At 33.3% G+C, this 23743-nt stretch carries 20 protein-coding genes and 1 pseudogene; all 21 read right to left on the reverse strand.

Annotated features, from left to right (window positions below; genetic code table 11):
• Positions 1-271: 271 nt before the first annotated feature.
• The 21 genes and pseudogenes from BX659_RS12705 to BX659_RS12795 all read right to left on the reverse strand — a co-directional run bounded on the left by BX659_RS12705 (position 272) and on the right by BX659_RS12795 (position 23507).
• On the reverse strand, positions 272-1735 hold the full coding sequence (locus BX659_RS12705; RefSeq protein WP_097018588.1) for an SPOR domain-containing protein: 1464 nt from the start codon (positions 1733-1735) through the stop codon (positions 272-274).
• Positions 1736-2105: 370 nt separating this feature from the next.
• Positions 2106-2633: a hypothetical protein gene (locus tag BX659_RS12710; protein ID WP_097018589.1), complete on the reverse strand. Its 528-nt coding sequence runs from the start codon at positions 2631-2633 to the stop codon at positions 2106-2108.
• Positions 2634-3122, reverse strand: a complete 489-nt coding sequence (locus BX659_RS12715) for a hypothetical protein (protein WP_097018590.1) — start codon at positions 3120-3122, stop codon at positions 2634-2636. It abuts the gene before it with no gap.
• 2 nt (positions 3123-3124) lie between these two features.
• The gene (locus BX659_RS12720) at positions 3125-3649 is read right to left on the reverse strand and encodes a PilN domain-containing protein (protein WP_097018591.1); all 525 of its coding nucleotides are present in this window, start codon (positions 3647-3649) and stop codon (positions 3125-3127) included.
• A gap of 25 nt (positions 3650-3674) precedes the next feature.
• Positions 3675-4532: a pilus assembly protein PilM gene (gene pilM, locus BX659_RS12725; protein ID WP_172431932.1), complete on the reverse strand. Its 858-nt coding sequence runs from the start codon at positions 4530-4532 to the stop codon at positions 3675-3677.
• A gap of 58 nt (positions 4533-4590) precedes the next feature.
• Positions 4591-6093: a LamG-like jellyroll fold domain-containing protein gene (locus BX659_RS12730; protein ID WP_106231888.1), complete on the reverse strand. Its 1503-nt coding sequence runs from the start codon at positions 6091-6093 to the stop codon at positions 4591-4593.
• A 43-nt stretch (positions 6094-6136) separates the two neighbouring features.
• A complete protein-coding gene (locus tag BX659_RS12735; protein WP_172431933.1) occupies positions 6137-6658 on the reverse strand; it encodes a type II secretion system protein in 522 nt (173 codons plus the stop codon).
• Positions 6659-6681: 23 nt separating this feature from the next.
• Positions 6682-7095, reverse strand: coding sequence for a type IV pilus modification PilV family protein (locus tag BX659_RS12740; RefSeq protein WP_097018595.1), 414 nt, complete (start codon positions 7093-7095; stop codon positions 6682-6684).
• Between the two features lie 239 nt (positions 7096-7334).
• Complete coding sequence (locus BX659_RS19605) at positions 7335-7766, reverse strand: type IV pilin protein (RefSeq protein ID WP_097018596.1); 432 nt, start codon at positions 7764-7766, stop codon at positions 7335-7337.
• 114 nt (positions 7767-7880) lie between these two features.
• Positions 7881-9113, reverse strand: a complete 1233-nt coding sequence (locus BX659_RS12750; RefSeq protein ID WP_097018597.1) for a type II secretion system F family protein — start codon at positions 9111-9113, stop codon at positions 7881-7883.
• Between the two features lie 144 nt (positions 9114-9257).
• Entirely contained in the window at positions 9258-10946 is a 1689-nt protein-coding gene (locus BX659_RS12755; protein ID WP_097018598.1) for a GspE/PulE family protein, read from the reverse strand.
• A gap of 289 nt (positions 10947-11235) precedes the next feature.
• Positions 11236-12171 carry a DMT family transporter gene (locus BX659_RS12760; protein ID WP_097018599.1) on the reverse strand — a complete coding sequence of 312 codons (936 nt, stop codon included), beginning with the start codon at positions 12169-12171 and terminating at the stop codon, positions 11236-11238.
• Positions 12172-12334: 163 nt separating this feature from the next.
• On the reverse strand, positions 12335-12718 hold the full coding sequence (locus BX659_RS12765; RefSeq protein ID WP_097018600.1) for a RidA family protein: 384 nt from the start codon (positions 12716-12718) through the stop codon (positions 12335-12337).
• Positions 12719-12747: 29 nt separating this feature from the next.
• Positions 12748-13950, reverse strand: a complete 1203-nt coding sequence (gene ilvA, locus BX659_RS12770; protein WP_097018601.1) for a threonine ammonia-lyase — start codon at positions 13948-13950, stop codon at positions 12748-12750.
• Positions 13951-14185: 235 nt separating this feature from the next.
• Positions 14186-14620 (reverse strand): TetR/AcrR family transcriptional regulator C-terminal domain-containing protein, encoded by a 435-nt coding sequence (locus BX659_RS12775; protein WP_253250773.1) that lies wholly within the window; start codon positions 14618-14620, stop codon positions 14186-14188.
• Positions 14615-14671, reverse strand: a pseudogene (locus tag BX659_RS19705) (TetR/AcrR family transcriptional regulator); the annotation flags it as partial. The pseudogene BX659_RS19705 and the gene BX659_RS12775, both read right to left, overlap by 6 nt.
• A 3-nt stretch (positions 14672-14674) precedes the next feature.
• Positions 14675-14767: a TetR family transcriptional regulator gene (locus tag BX659_RS19710; RefSeq protein WP_253250774.1), complete on the reverse strand. Its 93-nt coding sequence runs from the start codon at positions 14765-14767 to the stop codon at positions 14675-14677.
• 138 nt (positions 14768-14905) lie between these two features.
• Entirely contained in the window at positions 14906-16747 is a 1842-nt protein-coding gene (locus BX659_RS12780) for a patatin-like phospholipase family protein (RefSeq protein WP_097018602.1), read from the reverse strand.
• A gap of 63 nt (positions 16748-16810) precedes the next feature.
• Entirely contained in the window at positions 16811-19972 is a 3162-nt protein-coding gene (locus BX659_RS12785; RefSeq protein WP_097018603.1) for an efflux RND transporter permease subunit, read from the reverse strand.
• A gap of 16 nt (positions 19973-19988) precedes the next feature.
• Complete coding sequence (locus BX659_RS12790) at positions 19989-21215, reverse strand: efflux RND transporter periplasmic adaptor subunit (protein WP_106231890.1); 1227 nt, start codon at positions 21213-21215, stop codon at positions 19989-19991.
• 18 nt (positions 21216-21233) lie between these two features.
• Complete coding sequence (locus BX659_RS12795) at positions 21234-23507, reverse strand: TolC family protein (RefSeq protein ID WP_181186443.1); 2274 nt, start codon at positions 23505-23507, stop codon at positions 21234-21236.
• Positions 23508-23743 lie beyond the last annotated feature (236 nt).

Raw genomic sequence — 23743 nt, forward strand, 5'->3', positions numbered from 1 at the left:
CTCCCTTTAAACTCACTTTTTTTATAATTTAGAAATTATCACATTAAAATTTATTATAACACATCTAACCGATAAAAAAAAGAAATTGCTAGATTAGAGAACTATTAGTAATCACAAGGAAGTATCCTTATAAATTATATCTAACAAAATATAGCTAAGAGAAATGATTAAGTACCACAGCTAGCTGTGGTACTTAATCAACAAACTTTATAATAGCTTAGGCACAAGTAAGACCATCTCTATAATAAACAGAAATTTAAATCTAAGCTTGCTATAATTCATACCCTTTATGATACTTAAAGTCCTTAATATAAAATTTTAAGCCTTGCTTTTTAAGCAGTTGCCCTGTTTTTTGAGCTGAAGCCATAGTCTTAAAAGGACCTAACTGTACTTTATAAGTCCCTTCATTTACAATATCAGCTTCAAAACCTTTTTTCTTTAATTCTTGCGAGAAATTTCTAGCATTCTCTTCTTTATCAAAAGCACCAACTTGAATTATAAAAGCTTTAAGCAAATCATCATTAGATGCCTTTTGGCTAACTAATAACAGTTCTTTGTGATCCTGTTCTTTCTTTAAGCTGATATTTTCTTGGTTATCATTAATATTTTCTGTCTCTATAGAGGGCTTCTTATCTTGTTTTTTAGTTGGAGTATCTAAGCCACTATTATCATTAATAATCTTAGGAGTAATAAAGATAATCAACTCTCTCTTTTCACTTTCAAAGTTCTTTTGACTAAAGAGCTTGCCTAAAATAGGTAGATCACCTAACAGGGGAACTTTAGACATAGTTTCATACTCTTTTTCTTGAATCAATCCACCAATAGCTAAAGTCTCTCCACTATTGACCTTGACCTTAGTTCCAACCTTCTTGATACTAACTGTAGGATACCGGGTCCCATTAATCTCAACCCAGTCTAAAAAGGTGGTTATCTCTGGCTGTAAATCGATAAAAATATTATTGTCATCAGTTATCTTAGGGGTTATCTTCAAATCAATCCCGATATTCTTAAACTCTATCTCCTGAGAGGTCTCATCCTCATCTGTTGTCTGGAGTGTTAAAATAGGAATCTCATCACCGATATTGATATTGGCCTCTTCACCTTCAATCGTTGTAATCTTTGGATTTGCCAAAACATTGGCTACCCCTGAACTCTCTAAAGCCTCTAAAGAGACACTATAATTGAAGTTTAGATTCCCAATCTTTAAATTCGGCGTAGTACTTGAACTCCCATCATCTACCTTGCCCTCACCTGAAAACTCCCAATTGACCCCTAAATCCTTTAACCCTGTATGGGATATCTCTTCAAAACGAACCTGTAAAGCAATCTGCCTTCTAGAGTAATCTAAGGCAGCAATAGTCTCTTCAATTTGATCGAAATTACTTTCATAAGTTGTAATAATTAGACTATTAGTGCGCTGATTAATCTTGATTGCCCCATCATCGATTAAATGGTCTAAATTCTCTTTGATCTTTTCTGGGTCAGAGTTTTTGAGTTTAAAGACTCTAGTTAGCTTAGCTTCATAATTCTTCTTTATCTTCTCAGTAGGAGCAACAAAGATGGTATTATGAATAATTTTATAGCTTAAACCATTGGTCTTAGTTAGAATATCCATCGCTTCTAAGAAGGACACATTGTCTAAATAAAGGGTAATCTTTCCCTCTATCGAGCTATCAGTGGCTATATTCATTTCTGCTGTCTCTGCCAAGATTCTAAAGGCCTCTATTAAGTCCATATCCTTAAAATTGAGATTAATCTTATCTTCCTTAGATAACGCCTGTCCAGTAGAATTAAATAAAAATAATAGCAGTAATAGTAGTATAAATTGATTAATCCTCTTTCTTTTAATGATTCTCCCCTCCTTTTTTTAGAAAGATTTGATAATGTATATATCTCATTCTGAAATAAAGTTTAAGATAGATAATGCGACATTTTCGTTATTTTATAAATTTTAATCTTTTTGTAGAGTCTGGTCGCGACCAGACCCTACTTTAGAAATTGTTCGTTATCCATTTGAAAAAATGTCACAATATACCCACATAAAAGATACTATTTATCCTGAAGTTTAACTAGAACGATGAATATAATAGACAATGTAATCACCTCTAATCTCTATCATCAATTCTAAATTCAAAGTAACTCTCACCCTTTTTAAAGGTAGCACTATTTCTAGAGATATCTACTAGAGTAAACCTATCGATTTCCTGCCCCTTACTAAGGCGTTTATAATCTCCAGCAAATTCGATATTAACACGCCGATATTCACCAATTATCACTATCCCCTTCAAATCAAAGTCAGGTCGTTGAATCTCTATCTTCTGCTTTTTCTCAATCTTCTCTTTAACTTCATTATTATTTTTAACCTCTTTAACTCTATCCTCTGCTAGTTTCGTTGCCATAGCTACTGCTAGCTTAGAGTTAAAAGGTGATTTCAGTTCAACATCACTATCACTAACTTGACTCTCATTTTTGGGGGATATCTTTATCTTGTGAGACTCTTTAAGATTACCTTTAGCTATTTTCTCCTTAAAAGCATTTATCTCTTCTCTTTTTTGCCCCCAATTATCTTGATGGTGAAAATACAGTCCACAACTTAGAATTACTAGCAGTACTAAAATTATCAGTTTTCTCAATTATGACTCATTCCTCTCTATAGGAAAAAGGAGGGATACATTTACGACCACTTCTTCTTTACTCTGTCTGATATTTATAGCTTTGGTATTATAGAGATATTCAATACTCTCTAAAAGATCATATATCTCTTGAAAATTCCCATTGATTTCCAAAGAGATTAATAGTTCTTCCTTAGGCGGTAGTGTGAAATCTACCTTTTTAATAATTGTATAACTATTCAATTTGATAATAAAGCTATTTATTTCATCCTTATTTAAGAGATTATTATCACTACCTTCTTCTAATTCTGCTAATAGAGACTTATACTCCTCCTCTAACTTCTGCAAGGCCAATACTTCTACTCTCTTCTTATCTAATTCGCTACTCAGATGGCTAAATTCGATAATATTCTGTTGATATTTAGCATATAAGGGGTTATAGATAAATTCATAGAATCCAGACCCTATTAGTAATAGGATTAGTACAATCACAAGCCATTTTTTCCACATCTCTATTCTCCTTTCTGCAGGGTCCCCCTTAGCTTAAATTCAAGTCTATCATCTAATTTATCAATTCCTTCTAAATAGAACTCATCGAAAAAATCAGATACTTCTAGCCTTTGGTTTAACTGATTTAAATACTTTACCTCAGTTGTAACACCTAAAAGTTGAAAATTATTATTGCTCAATTGAAAATTCTTCAAATATAATTGATTGGAATATAATAAATCAAGCTCTTTAAAAATCCTAGTAGAAGAAACCATCTTTGCTAAAAATTCATTCTTTTCACTTAATTTCTCCTCTATATTCCTTCTTTTATCCTTTAAATCCTCCACCTTAAGTAGGCTACTATCTAATTTTGATAGCTCCGTTCTAATTGCTTCTTGTTTCAATTCTAACTCTTTATTCTCAAAATATAGTTTTAAGTATATATGGCTTATAGAAGCAATCAAAACCAGAGACAGTAACGCCCCTACAAAGATAAGGTTATTAATCCTCTCTTTCTTAAAAAAATCATCAGTTAAGAAATTAACCATAGAAAACACCCCTTAATGAAGTTAACTACTCTTCTCTTAAAGCCAGCCCCTTTACTACAGAGTATAAATTATCCTCTAGCTTAATAGCCTCTATCCCAATCTGATCCTCTAAATAGCTCTGCAGCCCTTTAAAATTACTACTGCCTCCAGTCAAAAAAAGCTTAGCTACCCTTACCTTATACTCTGACTGAAAATAATCTATCGATTGATAGATTTGGCTCCTTAATTCCTCTAATATAATCCTTAACTCTTCCTTAGTAACCCCTTGTTTCTTATAACGTTCTGCTTGCTCAGAGGTGATTCTATTGATAGTAGCTAATTTCTCAGTAATATGCCTTCCTGCAAAATCAAAACTCCTTAAAAAGATCAGCCTTCCACCTTGGGCAATAATTAAATCTGTGGTCTTATCGCCAATATCTATCAATGATACCGTCTCACTCAAATCAGGATATTGGCTATATAAGTATCTGATATTGGCATGAAATTCCGTTTCTACAACTTTAGGTTTTAGCTTTAAAGCCTTTAGCTGCTCAAAACGCTCTTTAATCAAAGGCTTCTCAACCCCATATCCTATCACATACTTCTCTTGTAAAGATTCTACTACCTCATGCTGAATCACCAAATTCTCATCGGCAAATTCAAGCTCTACCATCTGTTCAATTTCTTTTGTTGATAGGTCATCGGGTATTTTGATAAATTTTATTTTAATATCTTTAGTACTGATGGAAGTGATAGTATCTTTAGAAGTAAAATTTTTCAATTCTTCTATAGTTAGCTGCTTGTATTCTCCTGTTTTAAATTTATTCTCTTTAAATTCAGCTATCTTAATAGAGTTGCTGATTTCTATCCCTAATCTTCCTGAATTTTTAAAGATATTGAACAAAATCTCACCTCCAAATCTAAAATATCCAATTAATATTAAATTCTTATACTTATCAATCTTATGGATAAACAAATATTAGTCCCGCTTCAGCCGTTGTTAAATGCTTATCTTTATTATTGGCTATCTCTTCTTGACTTCTAGCATAATCCCAAACCCTTAAATCTTTAATATAGCCATGCCATTTTTCACTATAATCAGGATTGGCTCCAATTACTAATTCATTTGTATTGATAGGAAGAGAGGTTTGAATATTACCTGCACTCTTTTCTTTGCTAGCATTTACATAAAATTGGTAGCTTCCATTTCCATTTCCATTTCCATTTCCATTTCCATTTCCATTTCCATTTCCATTTCCATTTCCATTTCCATTTCCATTTCCATTTTCTTTTCCTTTTTCAGCAGGTTGATCATTCTCCCAATAACCTTCATAAACAAAATTTCCATTTTGGTCATAATATCTTCCATAACCTGCCTCTCCTTGATTCCATTCACCTTCATACCTCAAGCGACCATTTTGATCATATAATTTGCCATATCCATCATAAACCCCGTTATCCCATCCACCTTCGTATCTCTTTTTACCATTTTGATCATATACAATTCCCTCACCATCAAGTTTCCCTTTATTCCATCCACCTTCATATCTCATCTTTTGATTCTGGTCATATAAGGTTCCCTCTTCATCATATTCGCCATTATCCCATTGACCTTCATATCTCAAATGATTATTTTGATCATATGACTTTCCATATCCACTATAAGTTATATCTTCTCGTGCCCCTTCATCATATACTATCTCTTGATTTTGATCATATAAAGTTACTGGACTATAAGATATATCTTCTAAATTATCTTTATATTTTATTGGACCATTTGGCGGATAAAGAACATCACTACTACTATTACCTCCTCCACTTCCACTATCTGCTTGAAATTCATATACTACTGCTATATGAGTCCACCCAGATAAATCAAGTTTAGAGGTTCTTACTGTTTGAGCACCACCATTATTTTTAGTATAGCTATCTACAGCTAGCTTAGAATTTTTGTCTATATAAACTTTAAAGATACCCCTTCTACTTAATAAAGTAATAGGGAAATTAGCTTTCTCATCCACCTTAACCCATGCTTCGATAGTAATGGCATTACTTATATCAAAGTCACTACGATAATCTATTCTTTCATGATCATTTACTCCATCAAAATAATTGCTTATTTTTTTCTTAATCTGTATACTTTTGCTTATATCTTCTATTATTCCAGTACTTTTAATTAGCAAATAATCGTCAACTAATTTAACCTCATCAATTCTATAGTCTCCTTCTCCTAAGCTTTGTAGTTCAGTTGTAATAGTACCCTTATCATAGCTAATTAATGCTACTTCTACGCCACCCTCTGCCAATAATTTTGCTTTCTCTATTTTTTCCTCTTTTTCAGTCTGATTAATAGTACTATAAATAATATTATTCATAGTGGTAATTAAAGTGATAGCTACAGTCATAAGTATCAAGACCAATAATAAAGCCGAACCTTCTTCTTGCTTAATTTGATTATAAATCATTTATTAAATCACCACTATTCCCTTAAATCTTTTAGTCAAGTAATTATTCATATTCAATATAAGAGTATTCAGATAAATAATATTCTTTATTCAATTCTCTAATCATATCCTTATTCTTTAATTTAATCCTAATAGTCAATTGTTTCTGACCTTTAGTGAAATTTATATCCTCAAGCATATCAGTGATTATATAACTATCAGCTATAGTATCAGTTTGATTACCATTATAAACGATTCTTTTTAGTTTAGTATTTTCTTGCTCATACTTAACTATCTTATCTGTCTCTTTATCTAAATCTATATCTAACTCTAAAACTAACCTTTTAGAATCTTCAATAGATACTTCTGCAGATCGGTCTATATCCCGCTCTAAATAATTAAAGATCAACTCACTCTGGTCATTTAATGCACCTTGCTTAGTATTAAAATCAAACATTTCAAATTGAGTAACTATTAGACTTCCCAAAGAGGCAGAGATTAAAGCAATCAACCCAATTACCACTACCAACTCCAATAAGGTAAAGCCTGACTCATCGCTAAGCTTAATATTATCTATCTTTAACAATCCTCTCACCTCAAAGCTCTATATCAATCGACTCTTCTTCTATCCGCAAGCAAGGTAGTCAGCTTAAAGCTCTGCTCACCCTGATACCAGCTCACTTCTATGATTATCTTCTTCAATCCCACTTCAACATCCTCTAGACTAATATTTCTACTAAAATCTATCTTATCTAGCTCTACCTCTCCACTCTGCTCAGTGGCTACCCCTTGCAAGAAAGCACTAAAATCATCACCATCCTCTAAAGAGTCAGCCTCTGCCCTTAAGACCTCTAAAGAGTTCTTAGCTAGTTCTCTCGCCACAGTTCTTAAATGAATATCCTCTAAGGCTTGGCTACTGCTAGTCCAATAGCTACTGAAGGCTACTGCTACTATTCCTAAGATTGCTGTAGCTAGAACTATTTCGATTAAGGTAAAACCTGCTTCCTCTTGCTGTAGTTTCATTAAATCACCACACTCTTTTTTTAGTTGACAATTTACAGTGTACAGTTTACAGTGGAGCCGCAGTTATAAACTTCCATTTGAAACTCAAAGATTCTCATCGGCTCAGGTCGAGTTTTCGCTTTGTAAAACTCGTAGGATAAATAATAACTATAAACTTTACATTGTAGACTGTGTTTGCTTTAAGGAGAACAATGGGCAAATATTTGCCCATTGTTTTCTCTTTAAACAAATAATTATAATTATGGTGCTGTTGGCTTAGTAGTACCAGTAACCTCAAGTTTCTGTACTCCAGATTGAGAACTGTCTACAAATAAATAATCATCTGCAGATGTATCATCACTATCTAAAGCAAATTTATCATCGTAATATAAAACATATGTTGTATTATCAGTACCAGTTAAATAAGTATAATCACCGTCAATAGTAATACCAGCATCTGATAAACTATCTTCATCAGCAGGATAACCAGTATTATCTTCATCTAGTTTATATTGCTCTAATGCAGTTTGAGCATTTGCTAAACTTGCTCTTACACTATTTTCTGTAGCATCATTACTAATATCACTGACCTGTGGTACGATAATCGCAGCTAAGATACCAATTACTGCTACTACTACGATTAACTCTAATAGAGTAAACCCTTCTTGATTTCTGATTAGCTTTTTAAACATCTTCATTCCTCCTAAATTTTATTAATTTATATTATAAACTGTAAGAACAGTCTACACTCACATTTATCTCTTGACCTTAACTCTTCACTAGTCACTCATTACTCATCACTGCCCTTAATACCCTTGTGACATCTTAAAGATTGGTAAGATAACTGAAGCTACAATCCCACCAATTCCAAAGGTTAAAAAGATAATCAAGCTCGGCTCCAATAAAGCAATCATTCGAGCAAACTTCTCCTCCACCTCATCTTGATAAAAGTCGACAATATCATTGAGTTTTTCTTCTAAACTCCCAGTATTCTCAGCAGTCTGTATCATCTGTAACGCAATATCAGGAAAGACATCCTGCTGCTTGAGAGCTGTAGTGATATTGAAGCCATCCTTAATCTTCAGCCTTGCCTTGTCTAACTTGTAGCGGATAGCCCTATTGGTGATATTCTGGTTGACTATCTCCATTCCCTGTAAGAAAGGGATTCCAGTTCTTTCTAACAGACTTAGATTCTTAGCAAAGATAATCAGTGAATTCTCTAGAATAAAACCCTTTAAAATAGGTATCTGTAATAATAACTTATCAATCTGATATCTTCCCTTGTCAGTTCGATAATAATAGTAGGTCGATAATAATAATAGAATTATACCTAATAACAAAAGCCACCAATAACTGCTCATCAAGTTACTGACTCTCAATAAAATCTTAGTTGGCAAAGGTAGCTCAACATTGAGTTTCTCAAAGGTCTTCATGAAGTTAGGCAAGACCTTGACCATCATCAAAATCAGTACAATTATTGACGAACCCATAGTAATAATTGGATAAGTAATATTGGAGATTATCTCTTTTCTCTTCTCATTCTGATCCTTGAAATAATCTGCCAAGTTCATCAAAGTCTCATCTAAAAATCCCCCTGTCTCACCAACCTCTACTAATCTAATAAAGTAATTAGAGAAGATATTGGGGGATTGCCTCAAAGCAGCAGAAAAGCTCCTTCCCTTCTCAATCTCTATCGCTATATCTTTAACAGCCCTCTTTAAGCTCTTATTCTCCACCTGCTTTGCCAAGGACTGCAAGCCGTTAACGATTGGAATTCCTGAGCTAATCATAGATGAGAGCTGGCGACAGAAGATATATTTATCCTTTAAACCTACTCGAGCTGGTAAAATCTCAATAGAATTCAATTTATCAAGATACCCTTTCAAGCTAAACCCCTTCTTCTCCACTTCTAAGCCCAATACCAATAAGCCCATAGCCTTTAATTTGGTCAGTGCCTCCTGCTTCGATTGAGCTTCAATTTGCCCTGACTTCTTCCTTCCCGATGAGTCTCGAGCTTGATATTGAAATTTTTTAGCCAACTTATATCCCCCCCACTCTTAATTAAGACTTATTATTAATCTATGGAGACTAGCAATAGATATTGGATCGTTTAAGTCTAAGGTTGAGGATAAGTAAACCATACAAATATTGGTCTAATGTTTTACTCAAACTCCGCCTTAATTCTAACTAATATCAGCTACTCTCAATACCTCTTCAATACTGGTTATTCCTTGATTAACCTTATCTAATCCATCTCTAAATAAGGTAATCATTCCTTCTTCAATCGCAACTTGTTCAATCTTATCTGAAGGATCCTTAGCGACGATAGATTCCTTGATCTTAGGAGTAACCTCTAATAATTCATGGACAGCAGTTCTCCCTTTATAGCCAATCTGATTACAGAAGTCACAACCATCTGCTTGAAGTGCTGTGAAATCAGCAGTCAAATAATCATTAACTAGATGATACTCTGTACTATCAACATCACTACTACATTGAGGGCATAGCCTTCTAACCAATCGCTGAGCAACTACCCCTATAACAGCATCAGCAATCAAGAAGGGTTCTACTCCCATATTAACTAAACGGCTAATTGCTCCTGCAGCACTATTGGTATGGAGGGTACTCAAGACTAAATGCCCTGTTAAAGCAGCCTGAATAGCAGTCTCAGCAGTCTCCTTATCTCTTATCTCCCCTACCATGATGATATCTGGATCTTGCCTTAAGAATATTCGCAATACTCTGGCAAAGGTCATATCTTTTTTAGGATTAACAGGGGTCTGAGTAATCCCTTCAATCTGATACTCCACAGGATCTTCAATAGTTAATATATTCTTAGTATCTTCATTTAGATAATTTAAGGCTGTATATAAAGTTGTTGTCTTTCCACTACCAGTAGGACCTGTCAAAAGTATCATCCCATTTGGTTTCTTAATTAACTCTTTGAACTTTCTCAAATTATCTGCCGAAAAACCGATTGAATTAAAGCTCAATTTCAGATTTGTGTTATCAAAGATTCTAATTACAACCTTCTCCCCTAACACAGAAGGTAGAATCGATATTCTTAGATCTGCTTTAATATTTCCAAACTCAATATTTATCCTTCCATCTTGGGCCTTTCTCCTCTCAGCTATATCTAGACCACTCATAACCTTAATTCTAGATACTAAAGCCATATGGATATTCTGATGGAAGACCATCTCAGTCTGTAAAACACCATCAATTCGATACCTGACTCTTGTCCCCGTCTCCATAGGTTCAATATGGATATCACTGGCCTTATGGCGAATCCCTGTTACTATTATCTGATTAACAGTCTTGATAATAGGTGTATCCTCTAACTGCTCCTGTAATAAGCTCTGATCTATATCATCATCGTCAACAACCTGTTCAAAGGCAATCTCATCGATGCTATCAATAAACTCCTCTAACTCCCTCTCTCCCAAATAAGTCTCAATCAAGCTATCTATATTGCTAGGAGTAGTAATCCGCGGCATTACCTCTAAATTGGTCTTCTCCTCTATCTCATCAACAGCTACAATATTTTGAGGGTTCTCCATAGCTAAGATCAACATCTTACCCTCTCTTCTAATAGGAAAGACCCTATTCTCTCTAATATACTCTTCATCTAAAATTCCAATTATCTCATCTTTAATATTCTTTTTATCACTCTCTGTCAACAATAAGATACCTAACTGGTGATTTAAAGAAGTTGCAATCTCCTCTTCTGTAACTAGACCTAACTCTACTAATATCTGCCCTAACCTCTTATTTGACCTTTTCTGTTCCTTTAATGCTTCTTGTAAATCTTGCTCATTTATTAAATTTTCATCTATTAATATATCGCCTAAGCGCTTTTTATTTAATCCCATCTATTGTTTCCTCCTCAATTTAGGAACAATAAAGTTATTTTTCAGATGAAAACCCATTTTCTTGTAGATTGTTGTCGAAAAATAGGTTTTAATAGTATTTATATTCTATGGGCATATTGATAATTCCTCCTTTTAGAGATTATATATCAAAAGTAACTTATGTAATTATTAAGAATATTTTATAAAATAAAGGGATAGCTTATAAGCTATCCCTTTATTTATCCTATACTATTTTAGTCCTTCTAAGATTTGTTTATTAAGAGTAAAGTCATCAATTGATATCAATCATTTAATAATCTAAATTACTCTCTTCTATTATCTTTACTCTACCATAGTAATTAGTACCCCATACCCCCATCATTATCATCAAGCCACCTACAAGATGGAACCAATAAAAGGGCTCACCTCTAAAGAACACACCTGCAATCACAGAGATTATTGTAGTCAAGTTAGCAAATACTGCTGAACGGGATGCCTCTAACTTAGATAATGTAAAGTTGACCAAAAAGAATGCCAATACTGAGGATAAGACCCCTAAATAGAATATAGCAAAGAGTACATCTAAGTTAGTCAAAGATACTAAATAATTGGCTATAGTCCCCTCTCTAAAATGATTAAAGATAGAGATTGAGTTGAATACACCTGCTCCCATTATCATCATCAAATAGGTTATCTCTATAGGCTTGAACTGTAATGAAGACTTTCTAGAAATTATATTGTAAAATGCTGCAGAAAATACAGCCCCTAATAGAATAAACATTCCCAATAAATTCCCATCAACCTCTCTATTGCCTTTCATCACAACGATAAAGATTACTCCAATTACCGAAATAATGATAAACAATAATTGCTTCTTATCAGGAACCTCTTGGAGAAATATCGCTCCCAAAATAGTTACTAACACGGGAATTAGAGCAATCATCATCCCTGCTTCTGAAGAGGTTGTTAACTCTAAACCGACAGTTTCACAGATAAAGTAAGCTACAGGTTGGCAGATTCCTAATAAAATTAACAACCCCAACCTCTTACCCTTAAAATCTATCTTGATAACCCCCAAAGCCTTTAATACCATCAATAACAGTGCAGCAAAAGTAAATCTCAAAGCCAATAAATGAAAGATATCTAAATAATCTAAAGCCCGCTTAGTAAATAAAAAAGAGAAGCCAAAGATCGATGAGGTTATAACCCCTGCCAAAATTGGCAGATAATCTTCTTTCTGTAACAACTACTACCACCTTACTTTCTATAAATTATGATTTGAATTATTATTTTCAATTGCTTTTTAATATAGCTAAATACCTATTAATTAATATATTTACAAACTTCAGTAATCGGTGACAAGTGACGGGTGACAAATAAAAACCTCTTCTCGTCACTCATTGCTGCTCCTATCCCTTCATAGCAATTAAGGCTATCTCCACCTTAACATCTTTAGGCAATCTACTTACTTCTACGCAGGCTCTAGCAGGTGGCTCTTTGGCAAAGTACTCTGCATAAACTCCATTAATTTGACTAAAATCATTCATATCAGCGATAAATACCTCTGCTTTCATTACATCCTTAAAGTCATAACCTGCTTCTGATAAGATAGCTTTTAAGTTCTCCAATACCTGTCTTGTTTGAGCTTCTACATTCCCCTCAATCAACTCACCTGTTGCTGGATTAATAGGTATTTGCCCTGAGACAAAGAGTGTTCCCTTCAACTCAGTTGCTTGAGAATATGGTCCTATAGCCTGTGGTGCTTGGTCAGTATGAATAATTCTTTTACCCATTATTAACCCCTCCTTGATATGTAATTATATTATAATTTTATACTATAACCTTGATTCTTTAAAATAGATATTACTTCAGAAATATGTGCTGAATCTCTAGTCTCCAATACTAACTTTACCTCTGCCTGTTTTAGAGAAATATCTGGATTCATACGGTCATGATGAACTGAAATGATATTGGCTCCACTTCTACCAATAATACCTGCTAGCCTCTCTAAAGCACCTGGAATATCAGGTAATAAAGTTGTAAAGGTCAATCTTCTTCCGGCTTTCATCATTCCCCTATTAATAATAGCAGAAATCATATCTAAGTCAATATTACCACCACTTAAAATAACAGCAAGCTTCTTTTCTTGTAAAGAAGCTTTATTATTTAATACTGCAGCCAATGCTGTTGCTCCTGCACCTTCGACTATTAATTTTGCCCTTTCTAATAAGATAGAAATAGCATAGGCTATCTCTTCATCATCTACTGTTACAATCTTATCTACATACTTAGATATAATTTCATAAGTTAACTTACCTGGTCTTTTGACAGCAATACCATCGGCAATTGTATTTACTTCTGTTAAATCTATTGGCTTCCCTGCTTTTAAGGAAGCTTTCATAGAGGCTGCCTTATCTGCCTCTACTCCTATTACCTTTATTCTAGGATTTATCTCCTTAATAGCTATGGCTATACCAGCTAATAATCCTCCTCCACCAACAGGAGCAATAACTGCATCTACTTTAGGTAAGTCTTCTAAGATCTCTAATCCAATAGTTCCTTGACCAGCAATTACATCTAGATCATCAAAAGCTGGTATAATAGTTGCCCCTGTCTTTTGAGCATACTCCAATTCTTTTTGATGAGCTTCATCATAGGTCTCACCACTTAAAATAACCTCTGCTCCATAACCTCTAGTAGCCTTGATTTTAGCAATAGGAGCACCTTTAGGCATAATAATAGTTGAGTTAATTCCTATTTGGGTAGCTGCTAGTGCTACACCCTGAGCATGATTGCCTGCTGAAGCTGCTACTACTCCCTTTTCTTTCTCTTTAGAGCTTAAGTTGCTTATCTTGTTATAAGCCCCCCTTAACTTAAAAGAGCCAGTCTTCTGTAAATTTTCTAGCTTCAAATAGACCTGATTACCACTTAGCTGACTAAAAGTTCTTGAACTGTCTAAATTGCTTCTCTTGATTATCCCTTTCAATCTATTTTGAGCATCTTTAATATCTTCTAACCCCACCATTAAAATACCTCCTGTTGTGACAATTGAATAAGCTGCTTTGCCTTAATGGTTTTCTACTAATTTATCATAGTTAAATATAGTATCTTAACTATGATAGAACTTCTCTTCTTCCAGTTTAATCATCTTTATTTAAGTTAATTAACTAAAAAAGTTGCCCTCTTTAATTATAAAACAGAAAGCATATTAATATGCTTTCTGTTAAATTAATAGAATCTTAACTTAAATATCAAAAAAGTTACTCTTTAATAATTCCATTAAAATAGATCTCCATAATATCATCTTTAATCTCCTCAACCTCATCAGCTGAAAAATCTTTTCCAAACATAATCCTATGAGCAGAAGTTATATAAATCATACCAAACAAAGAGATAGTAACATTAAGTGGATTCATCTCTTTAAGCTTCTTCTGCTCGATACCTTCTATAATTATATCTTCAATTATTTCTGTATACTTATCCATTATCTCTTTAATCTCATCCTTAAATTTAAGTTTATGCCCCCAAACTTCTCTGGTAAGAAATTTATGGAATTCGCCATGATTTTTATAAAAATTCAATTGGACAGTTATTATCTGTTCTATCTTCTTAATTGGATCATCTAATTTATTTATCTCTTTTTTTACCTTCTCTAATACATCATTTAAACCAAATTTAATTAAAGAAGAGATCAAATCCTCTTTATTCTTAAAATAACGGTACAGGGTTCCTTTACCTATCCCAGCTTCTTATGCAATCTCTTGCATAGTTGTAGCAGATGTCCCCTTTTTAGCAAACTTCTGTATAGCCGCTGCAAATATCTTCTCTTTTTTGGGATGCATTCTATCAGCTCCTCAACCTTAAAATTATAGTTATTAAGAGATTATTAGACACTTATTTTTTAAAAATATCATACCAAAATCAAATAGTCAATCATAGCTACTATTAAATAATCAAATTAAAGAAAAATTTAATAAGATTTAAAAATTATAATTTAAATTAATCTTAATAATAGGATCATTGGCATTTTGATCATAGGATAAATAACCATCTAACCTCACAGGTTTAAGTCCTAACAGATAAAAATCACCATTAAGACCTATACCATAGGCCATAGATGATACTTCATCGTTTAAATAATCAGTAAACAAATATGCTCCAATATCCTTAATATATACCATCTTCGTTAATTCAATCGCTTTTACAAATTCATAGGTATAGGCATAATCTAAAGAGAGTTGAAATTTAGCAAACTTATCTGGTTCATCTCCTCGATAAATAATAGGTGATTCTATTAAATTACTATTATTAAAGACCAATTTAGGCCTTAAATCCCACCTATCATTTAATTTAAAGGAGGTCTTTTTAGAGATTAAGATTTTAGGTTCTTCCCCTGCTTCATCAAAGAAAACATCTACTTCACCACTTAAATTACATCTATTGAGTTCTAGCTTATATCTAGCATCTGCAAAGACATACTTATTATTATCTATAACCCCTAAGCCAGTTCCCCAAAAATAATTATCTTTATAGTATCTAATCCCTAGCTCACCATCATCTCTTTTCTCAGATTCAATTCTAGTCTTAGCTATCATATCAGTATTTTTAGTCAACTTTTTCCACCTAAACTCTGCTTCTAAATCTTGAGAAGCATTATTAGTTGCTAAAAATTTGAAATCAACACTATCTTTATCAAATTCAAAGCCATATTGGGGGATATTTATATAACTTCTTAATAAATCTTGCTTAAAAAGAGAATAATCTTGTCCAAAATGGATAATTGGGTTAAAGTGAAAAGAAGGAACTAACATCCTATCATACTTTATATCATTAAATTCTTGTGCTACATTTAATCTCTTTCTAGCTGGATGCCTCTTTAAAGGAATCGTTTTGGAATTTAATCCTTCTTTTATCTTACTCATCTTCTCTTTAGTAGCTTGATACCCAATCTCGACCAACTCAGCTGCACTACTAAAATCAAAAAAAGAATAGTCTCCAACTCTAGCTTCAATTATTACATCTGAATAATTTTCAATTATTCTTCTATTATTATTTTGTGATACTATATCTACATATCTGTTAACTATCTTATCTGGGTTTTCATAGCTATCATGAATCAGCTCAGACTTAACAGTAGTAGCAATTACAAAGTCTGCTCCTAATGCCTTAGCTGCTTTTGCAGGAGAATTCTCTAAAATCCCAGGGTCTGCAAAATACTTCCCCTCCATCTGATAAAGTGGGAAGAAATAAGGAATAGCATAAGAGGCTTGTATTACTTTAGAGATTCTATTAGTAGTGATCAGGTATTTATTACCACTATCTAATTCTAAAGTTAATAAGGCTGTAGGTATAGGAAAATCTTCTAACCTCTTATAAGGTGCTATATCCTCAAGAAATTTATTAACCTTACTAGTTCCTAAAATATAATCATCATTCATAAAGTTAATATCTAATAATTTGGCAAAGGGGACATTAATGATGATCTCCTCAATCTGCTCAATAGATATTCCACTCCCATACATAGTCCCCACAATTGACCCCATACTGGTTCCTACAATCAAATCAATTGGAATATCCTCTTCTTCTAAAGCTTTAATCACCCCTATATTAAAGAATGCCTTAGCCCCTCCACCTGTCAGTGCTACTGCAACAGTTGGCTTTGAAAGTGATTCAAACCTCTGATAATCCTCTATTAAATATATCTCATCATCTTTAATCACTTTAGTTAAACCTTTATCTTGCTTAAAAGCTGCATAACCACTATTTGAGTTAAAGAGTATCAGCAATAAAAGCACTAAGATTAAATGTTTTTCTCTTAACACAGTAGCATTCACCCCCCAAGTTATGAAAAGACCCTTAAATTTAAGGGTCTTTTTATAATTTACTTAACTATCAACAGGCATATTTTTATCAATATTAATATTATTATAGTTATATTCTTTATACTTGATATTAAAGACTATCGAATAAACTACAGGAACTGCGATAAGAGTTATCAATAGACCAAAGGATAATCCAAAGATTAAGGATACTGCCATCCCCCCAAATAAAGCATCACCACTAAACCAAAGGGGTAATAGACCACAGATTGTTGTGGCACTGGTCAAAAAGATTGATCGCAATCTCCTTTTAGCAGCCTCTAAAATAGCATCCTGTGGAGTCCTATTAAATTCATCTAGCTCTATACCAATTCTATCAATTAACACAATCGAGTTGTTGACTATTATTCCAACCAAAGATATTAGACCCAATATCTCCATAAAACCAAAAGCCTTTCCTGTCACTAATAAGCCAATTGCTACTCCTACTATTGTAATGGGAACTATTAAGATAATAGTCAAAGGTTTCTTATAAGAGTTGAACTGAATCACAAGCAATAATAATATAACCAATGCAGTGATAGGTAATTGGGCTCCAATAGATTCATTGGCTTCTGTTGAACTCTCATACTCCCCACCAAAGGCATAACTATATCCTGCACCCCAATTTGCCTGCTCTTTATCAAGCCATGGCTTTAATTGATTATTTACCTCTGTAGCAGTGATACCATTAACAGTATCAGCTTTAACGGTAATAGTTCTAATACCATCCCTTCTATATATCATAGATGGCTCCCATAAAGCCTTGATCTCAGCTATCTGCTTTAAAGGAACTGATCTACCTGTTCTAAGAGAGTAAACTTTAGTTGTTTCTAATGTAGATATATCTACATTACTACTATCTTTGTCCCTTAAAACTACTGGTATAATATCATCATCTTTTCTATACTCTGTCAATTGCACACCATCTAAGACACTTAGTAACGAGACAGCTACATCTCTATTACTCAAACCAGCTTTCTCTAATCTATCTTGGTCTATATCAATTTTTAACTTCTTAGTTCTTAGCCCCCAATCATCACTGATATCCTCTACTCCATTAATAGTTCTTAATTTATCTTTGACTGAGTGGACTATATCATAAAGCTTATCCATCTCCTTACCTGATACCCTAATTTGAATCGGTTTACCGACTGGCATAATCTCCAATCTGGCAGCTTTAACCTCAGTATCAGGGAATTTATCGATAGTATAACCTTCCAACTTAGGAATCAGCTCTTCAATCACATCAACAGAGGTGGTGTTAATTAAAAAGTAGATATATTCAGGACTATTTAACTCAGCACTATAAGCTAAAGTAAACCTTGGAGCTCCTTGCCCAATAAAGGTTCCCCAATTCAATATTCCTTCATCTTTATACTTTTCTAGCGTTCCACCAGCCAATAACTGCTTGAAGAAATTAACCTCTTCTTGTTCTGGTTTTACTTTTAATTGCTCCTCAATATACTCATCTATATCTTTAGCAACCTCTTCTGTTCTTTCAATCGAAGTCCCTTTAGGTAATTGAACCTCATAGGTCATTACCGTTTTCTTGTCTTTAGGCATGAATATTTTGGGAACAAGTCCCATCCCTTTTACTCCTGAGAAGATTATCAGAAGCACTAAAATAACAAATGCTATTTTATGTTTCATTAGAGTTAACAATATTCTATTATGAACTCGATAGACCTTACCATCATACGCCTCTTCTTTCTTATCAATCTTTAAGAATAAGACAGCAAATAGAGGTACCATAGTTAAGGATAAGATCCAAGATGTCATCAAAGCTAAAGCAACCACCTTAAAGATACCTCCAGCAAACTCTCCTACATCAGATTTAGCAAAGCCTATGGGAGAGAAGGCAGCACAAGTTACTAAAGAAGCTACCAACAAAGGCACCTTAAGCTCTTTAGCTGAAGAGATAGCTGCATCTAATTTACCCATTCCCTCTTCTAACTTAGATATGATTGATTCTGCCATAACAACAGAGTTATCAACTAACATTCCTAAAGATATAATCAAAGCTGCTAAAGAAACAGTATCTATTCCTATTCCAAAAATGGACATCAATAGGAAGGTAATAGCAATTACAACAGGAACTAAAGTAGATACCAATAGCCCTTCCTTCAATCCTAAAAATATCAGTAAAACTGCTATAACTGTTAAAGTACTCTGGATTAAGTTGGCAGTAAAGCTACTTACCTTCTTTTCAACTAATTTTGATTGTAATGAAATAAAATCAAAATTGACCCCAATAGGATATTGCCTCTTAAAATACTTAACTTTCTTCTCTACCTTTGCTCCTAATTTAGTAATCTGCCCTCCATCTTTCATGGAGATAGCCAATCCTAAAGCCTGTTTACCATCTACTCTCATCTTAGAACGGGCAGGATCGATATAACCTTCTCTAACCTCGGCTATATCCTCTAAATTGACACTATTTCCATCAGGAAGGGTAATCAAAGTGTGCTTAATATCTTCCAAATTCTTATAATCTCCTGTTGGCTCAAGAGGTATTCTTTCTGACCCTAACTCTATATTTCCACCTGATAAGATGATATTCCTGCTTGTTAAAATCTGTTGTAATTGGTATGGAGAGATTCCTAGTTCAGCTAATTTAGCATTATCATACTCTATAAAGATTCTCTTCTCTTGCTTGCCTACTATATCAACCTTGGCAACCTCATCTATAGTTAATAGCTCATCACGCATATCTTTAACCATATCTTCTAATTCAGCATAACTATAATCTTCTCCAGTAACCCCAATTATAGTTCCAAATACATCACCATATTCATCATTGATAATAGGTCCGATACTATTTGAAGGTAATTGGCTTTTAATAGCATTGACCTTCCTTCTCATGCTGTCCCAAATCGGTCTAAGATCCTTATACTTTGATTCTATATTGACCTTTACCAAGGAAAAACCTGTCTTGTTAGTGCTTTCTACATAATCTAACTCTGGTATCTCTTTGACAGCCTCTTCAATCTTATCAGAAATCAGATTTTCAATCTTGTCTGGACTAGCTCCTGGCAGATAAGTGATTATCGTTGCAGTTTTGATAATAAAACCTGGATTCTCAGATTTAGGTAGATTAAAATAAGCTCTAACTCCACCTATAATCAATAAAGCAATTAAAGTAAAGGTAACATACTTCTTCTTAATTGCTAATTCAGTAAATCCCATGTGTTGCCCCTCCCTTCTATTTTAATAACCGTACCTCTTGATTATCTACTATTTGAGTTACACCCTTAGTTGCTACAAGCTCTCCTGCATTTAAACCTTCTAGTACTTCTATTCCTTCAGAGTTAAGTCTTCCTACCTTTACTCTAACTTTATTTACTCTACCACGTTCATCAGAAACTTTAGTTACTGTATATACAAAGTTTCCTCCGTCATCAGCCACTACTGCCGATACTGGTAGGATTAAACTCTTTTTATCTGCTGAAAAGTCGAAATAAACCTTAGCAGTCATTCCTGCCTTCAGATTATCTAGACCTTTAGTAATCTTTATAGTTACTGGATAGTTTCCTTGATATCCTCTAGTCTGTCTTCCAATATTATCTACTATTCCTACAAGATTGTCTCTATTAATAGCTGTAATCCCTACTGATACCTGCTGACCTTCTTTAACCTTTGGGATTAAATTCTCATCAACAAATACCTTTACTTCAAATCCTTGATCACCATCAAGAGTAAAGACAGGCATACCTGCATTGATATTCTCATTTGGCTCATAATTTTTTTGAACTATTGTTCCAGAGATTGGTGCCTTCAATTTAGTATACTCTAACTTTAATTTTGCCAAGTCTAGCTGGCTTTGATATGAGGCTACCCTTGCTTTGGCAGTCTCTACACCCTCTTTGGCTTCAACTAATTGTGCTTTGACCTGCTTTAGCTTTGCTTCAGCAGATTCTTTAGCTGCCTTAGCCTTATCATAATCAGCTTTGGCTACATTATCATTCTCATATAATCTTCTAACTCTGTTAAAACTATTCTTTGCCTCTGTAAGCTGTGCTTCTACACTAACTATTGCAGACTCTACTTGAGAGGCCTTAGCTAAAGCACTACTGACTCCACCTTTGGCTTGCATCAAACCAGCTTCTACAGACTTTACCTGTAATTTATAATCACTATCATCCAATTCTGCTAACAGTTGACCCTTAGTAACTTTATTTCCTACTTCCACAAAGATATCCTTTATCTTTCCTGGAACTCTAAAACTAACATTTGTCCTTACATTAGGCTCAAGTGTTCCTGAATAAGAATAAATTGAGTTAATTCTCTTCAACTCTACCTGTTGATACTCTACAGGTCTGATAGTCTTTTCAACAGTTTGTTCTTCTGCTGATGAACTATTACATCCTGCTACTATTAAAGATAAAATTGTCAACGATAATAATATAAATACACCCTTTAATCTTCTCATCTTCTTCCTCCTTTAAAACTAATTAATATTAACAATATCAAAGCTTCCCAATGCTCTTTGAACCTCTGCTATGGCAATTAAGTAATTGTAATTTGTAACAAACTCTTGTCTTTTAGCATTTATTAATGCCGATTGAACATCTAACAGCTCTGAAATAGAGACAAGACCTTTAGAGTAAGCATCTCTAACCAGCTCTAAACTCTTATAAGCACTTTCAACTGCATCTTGAGAGTACTTATTCTTTCTATATTCAGTATTAGCAGCAGTAACTTTATTTCTAAGATTCTGCTCTATCTTCTTTGCTACAGATTCTCTTTTCTTCTGTAACTGTTCAATCTCTTGTTCCACCTTTGTCAACTCAACCTCTTTATTTCCACCATCATATAATGGGAAGGAGGCTTGGATACCGATACTCCACTCATCATCACCATGTATATCTACACCTGGAGCTTGTTTGGAATAATTTATGCCCCAATGGTTAAAGTAGGTATCATATTTAGCAGATAGGCCTACCTGTGGTAAATAATACTTTCTCTTCTTCATCTGGTACTCTCTTTGTTTAACTTCAATTAGATAATCTAAAGTGGCTATCTCTGGAGAGTTTTCAATACTCTCTTGAACCAAGTTAGTACTTATCTCTTCTAGCTTCCAAGGATTATTAACATTGAATTTATCAGCCAGCCCTTGAGAAATATCAGCAGTATCTATCTCTTTGAGCCTGATATCCTCAGTTAAAGGAAGGTCTAAAGTCCTTTTTAGATTATCCTTCACCATCTTTAACTGACTTTCTGTCTCTGATAATCCACTTAGCTCTACTGACTGTTGACTCTCCCATCTATAGATATCAGCAGGTCCAGTAGCACCAATCTCATGCTTAGTTCTTGCTATATTCAAATTATCTTTAGTTAACTTGATATTCTCTTCTTGTAATCTAATATCTGCTCTTGCTTTTAAGGTATTAATATAAGATTTGATAGTCTCTAAAGTTAAATCTAACTTCTCCTTTTTTAACTTTGTTCTCTCTTGTTGATAGAGCTTCTCTTTAATATCTATATTAGCATTTGCATCTTCACTGAATATCAGCTGTTCAAGCTTTATTCCTCCTGTTAGCTTCTGCTCACTTGCCACACCCAATAGTGCTCTATCTTCATCTATCTGTGAATAGGTTGTATTTAAATCTAACTTTGGCTTTTTATTATTTTTAGCCTTCTTTAAATTCTTCTCTGCTAGAGCTAAATCCTTGCTTTTGGCTTCCAAATCTAGATTATTATTGATCGCCATCTTTAATGATTCTTTTAAAGTCAACTCTTTTTGAGCTAAATTATCCTGATTAATTAATTTAGCACTCTTTAATAAATCCCAGTCAGGTAAAACTCCTATTTCTCTTGCTACTTTCATATTTATAAGTAATTCTTCATCACTTTTATCGATATATACAGGTAGATTAGCTGCTTTTTTCCCAGCTAAAATTAACTCTAGATTAAGAGCTGTAGCTCTAGCCCTAACGTCAATTGCTTTGTCATGGGAATATCCTGCTAATATCCCCTGATTCCCTTTTACCATATCTGCTAATGCAAAAATAGGAATATTTCTCTTCTTAAGTTCATCTAAAACCATAGATCTTTTACTGTCTTTTACTAATGGCGATAGATAAGCTACTTCTACTTTATCTAATTGCTTGATAATATCTTCTTTAGATTGATTAGCATATATATAATCTACCTTTACACCATTCTTCTCTCCAGCTTCTTTTAATAACTTAGGTAAGTTTTTCACACCTTGATTAAATTCTTTAGCTATTATAAAAGTTATCTTGTTAAAATCAGCTAACTTCTTAAAAGCTTTAATATCCCTTTCTACAATAGAATTAGAAGTTATAAAATTTAGATTATTAATTCCACTCTTATTTTCCTTAATAGCAAGTTCAGTACTTTTACTATCAATTATAAAAGGTGCTATAACTGGCTTTGATAGATCATCTCTATTCATAACAGCATAAGAGCTTAAAATTCCAGTTGGAATAATCACATCTATATTCTGATCACTTAACAATTTATCTACTATCATATTTTGAACTTCTAAATTATCTGCTTTAAATTCACTGAACTTAATTTGATATTCTTCAGATAATATGTTTAAAATCTCTTCTTCAACCTTACTTTTCAACTTTAAATTAAAGTCATCATCACCCTCATAAATTATACCTATATTTACTTTAGATAACTGAATTTGATTCTCTTCTTTAGCATCACTTATATTAGACATAAATAAAGTAGCTAATATAAAAAACATTAAACAAAACACTAAATTCCTTTTCATCAAAATTACACCTCCACCTTTTTACTATATCAAATAATTATGAACTTATTTTTACTTCTTTATAAGAATTAGTTTAGTTCATTACTTATACCTCCCTTATATTACTTATAACAGTTATAAGAATTTGTCTTAAAAATTAATATGTATATAATTTAAACTAATAATTTTCATAAAAAATATATAAATCAAAACCTTTTTTGACACAGACT

Origin of the sequence: Orenia metallireducens (assembly GCF_003001995.1) — a bacterium.
Taxonomy (GTDB): domain Bacteria; phylum Bacillota; class Halanaerobiia; order Halobacteroidales; family Halobacteroidaceae; genus Orenia; species Orenia metallireducens_B.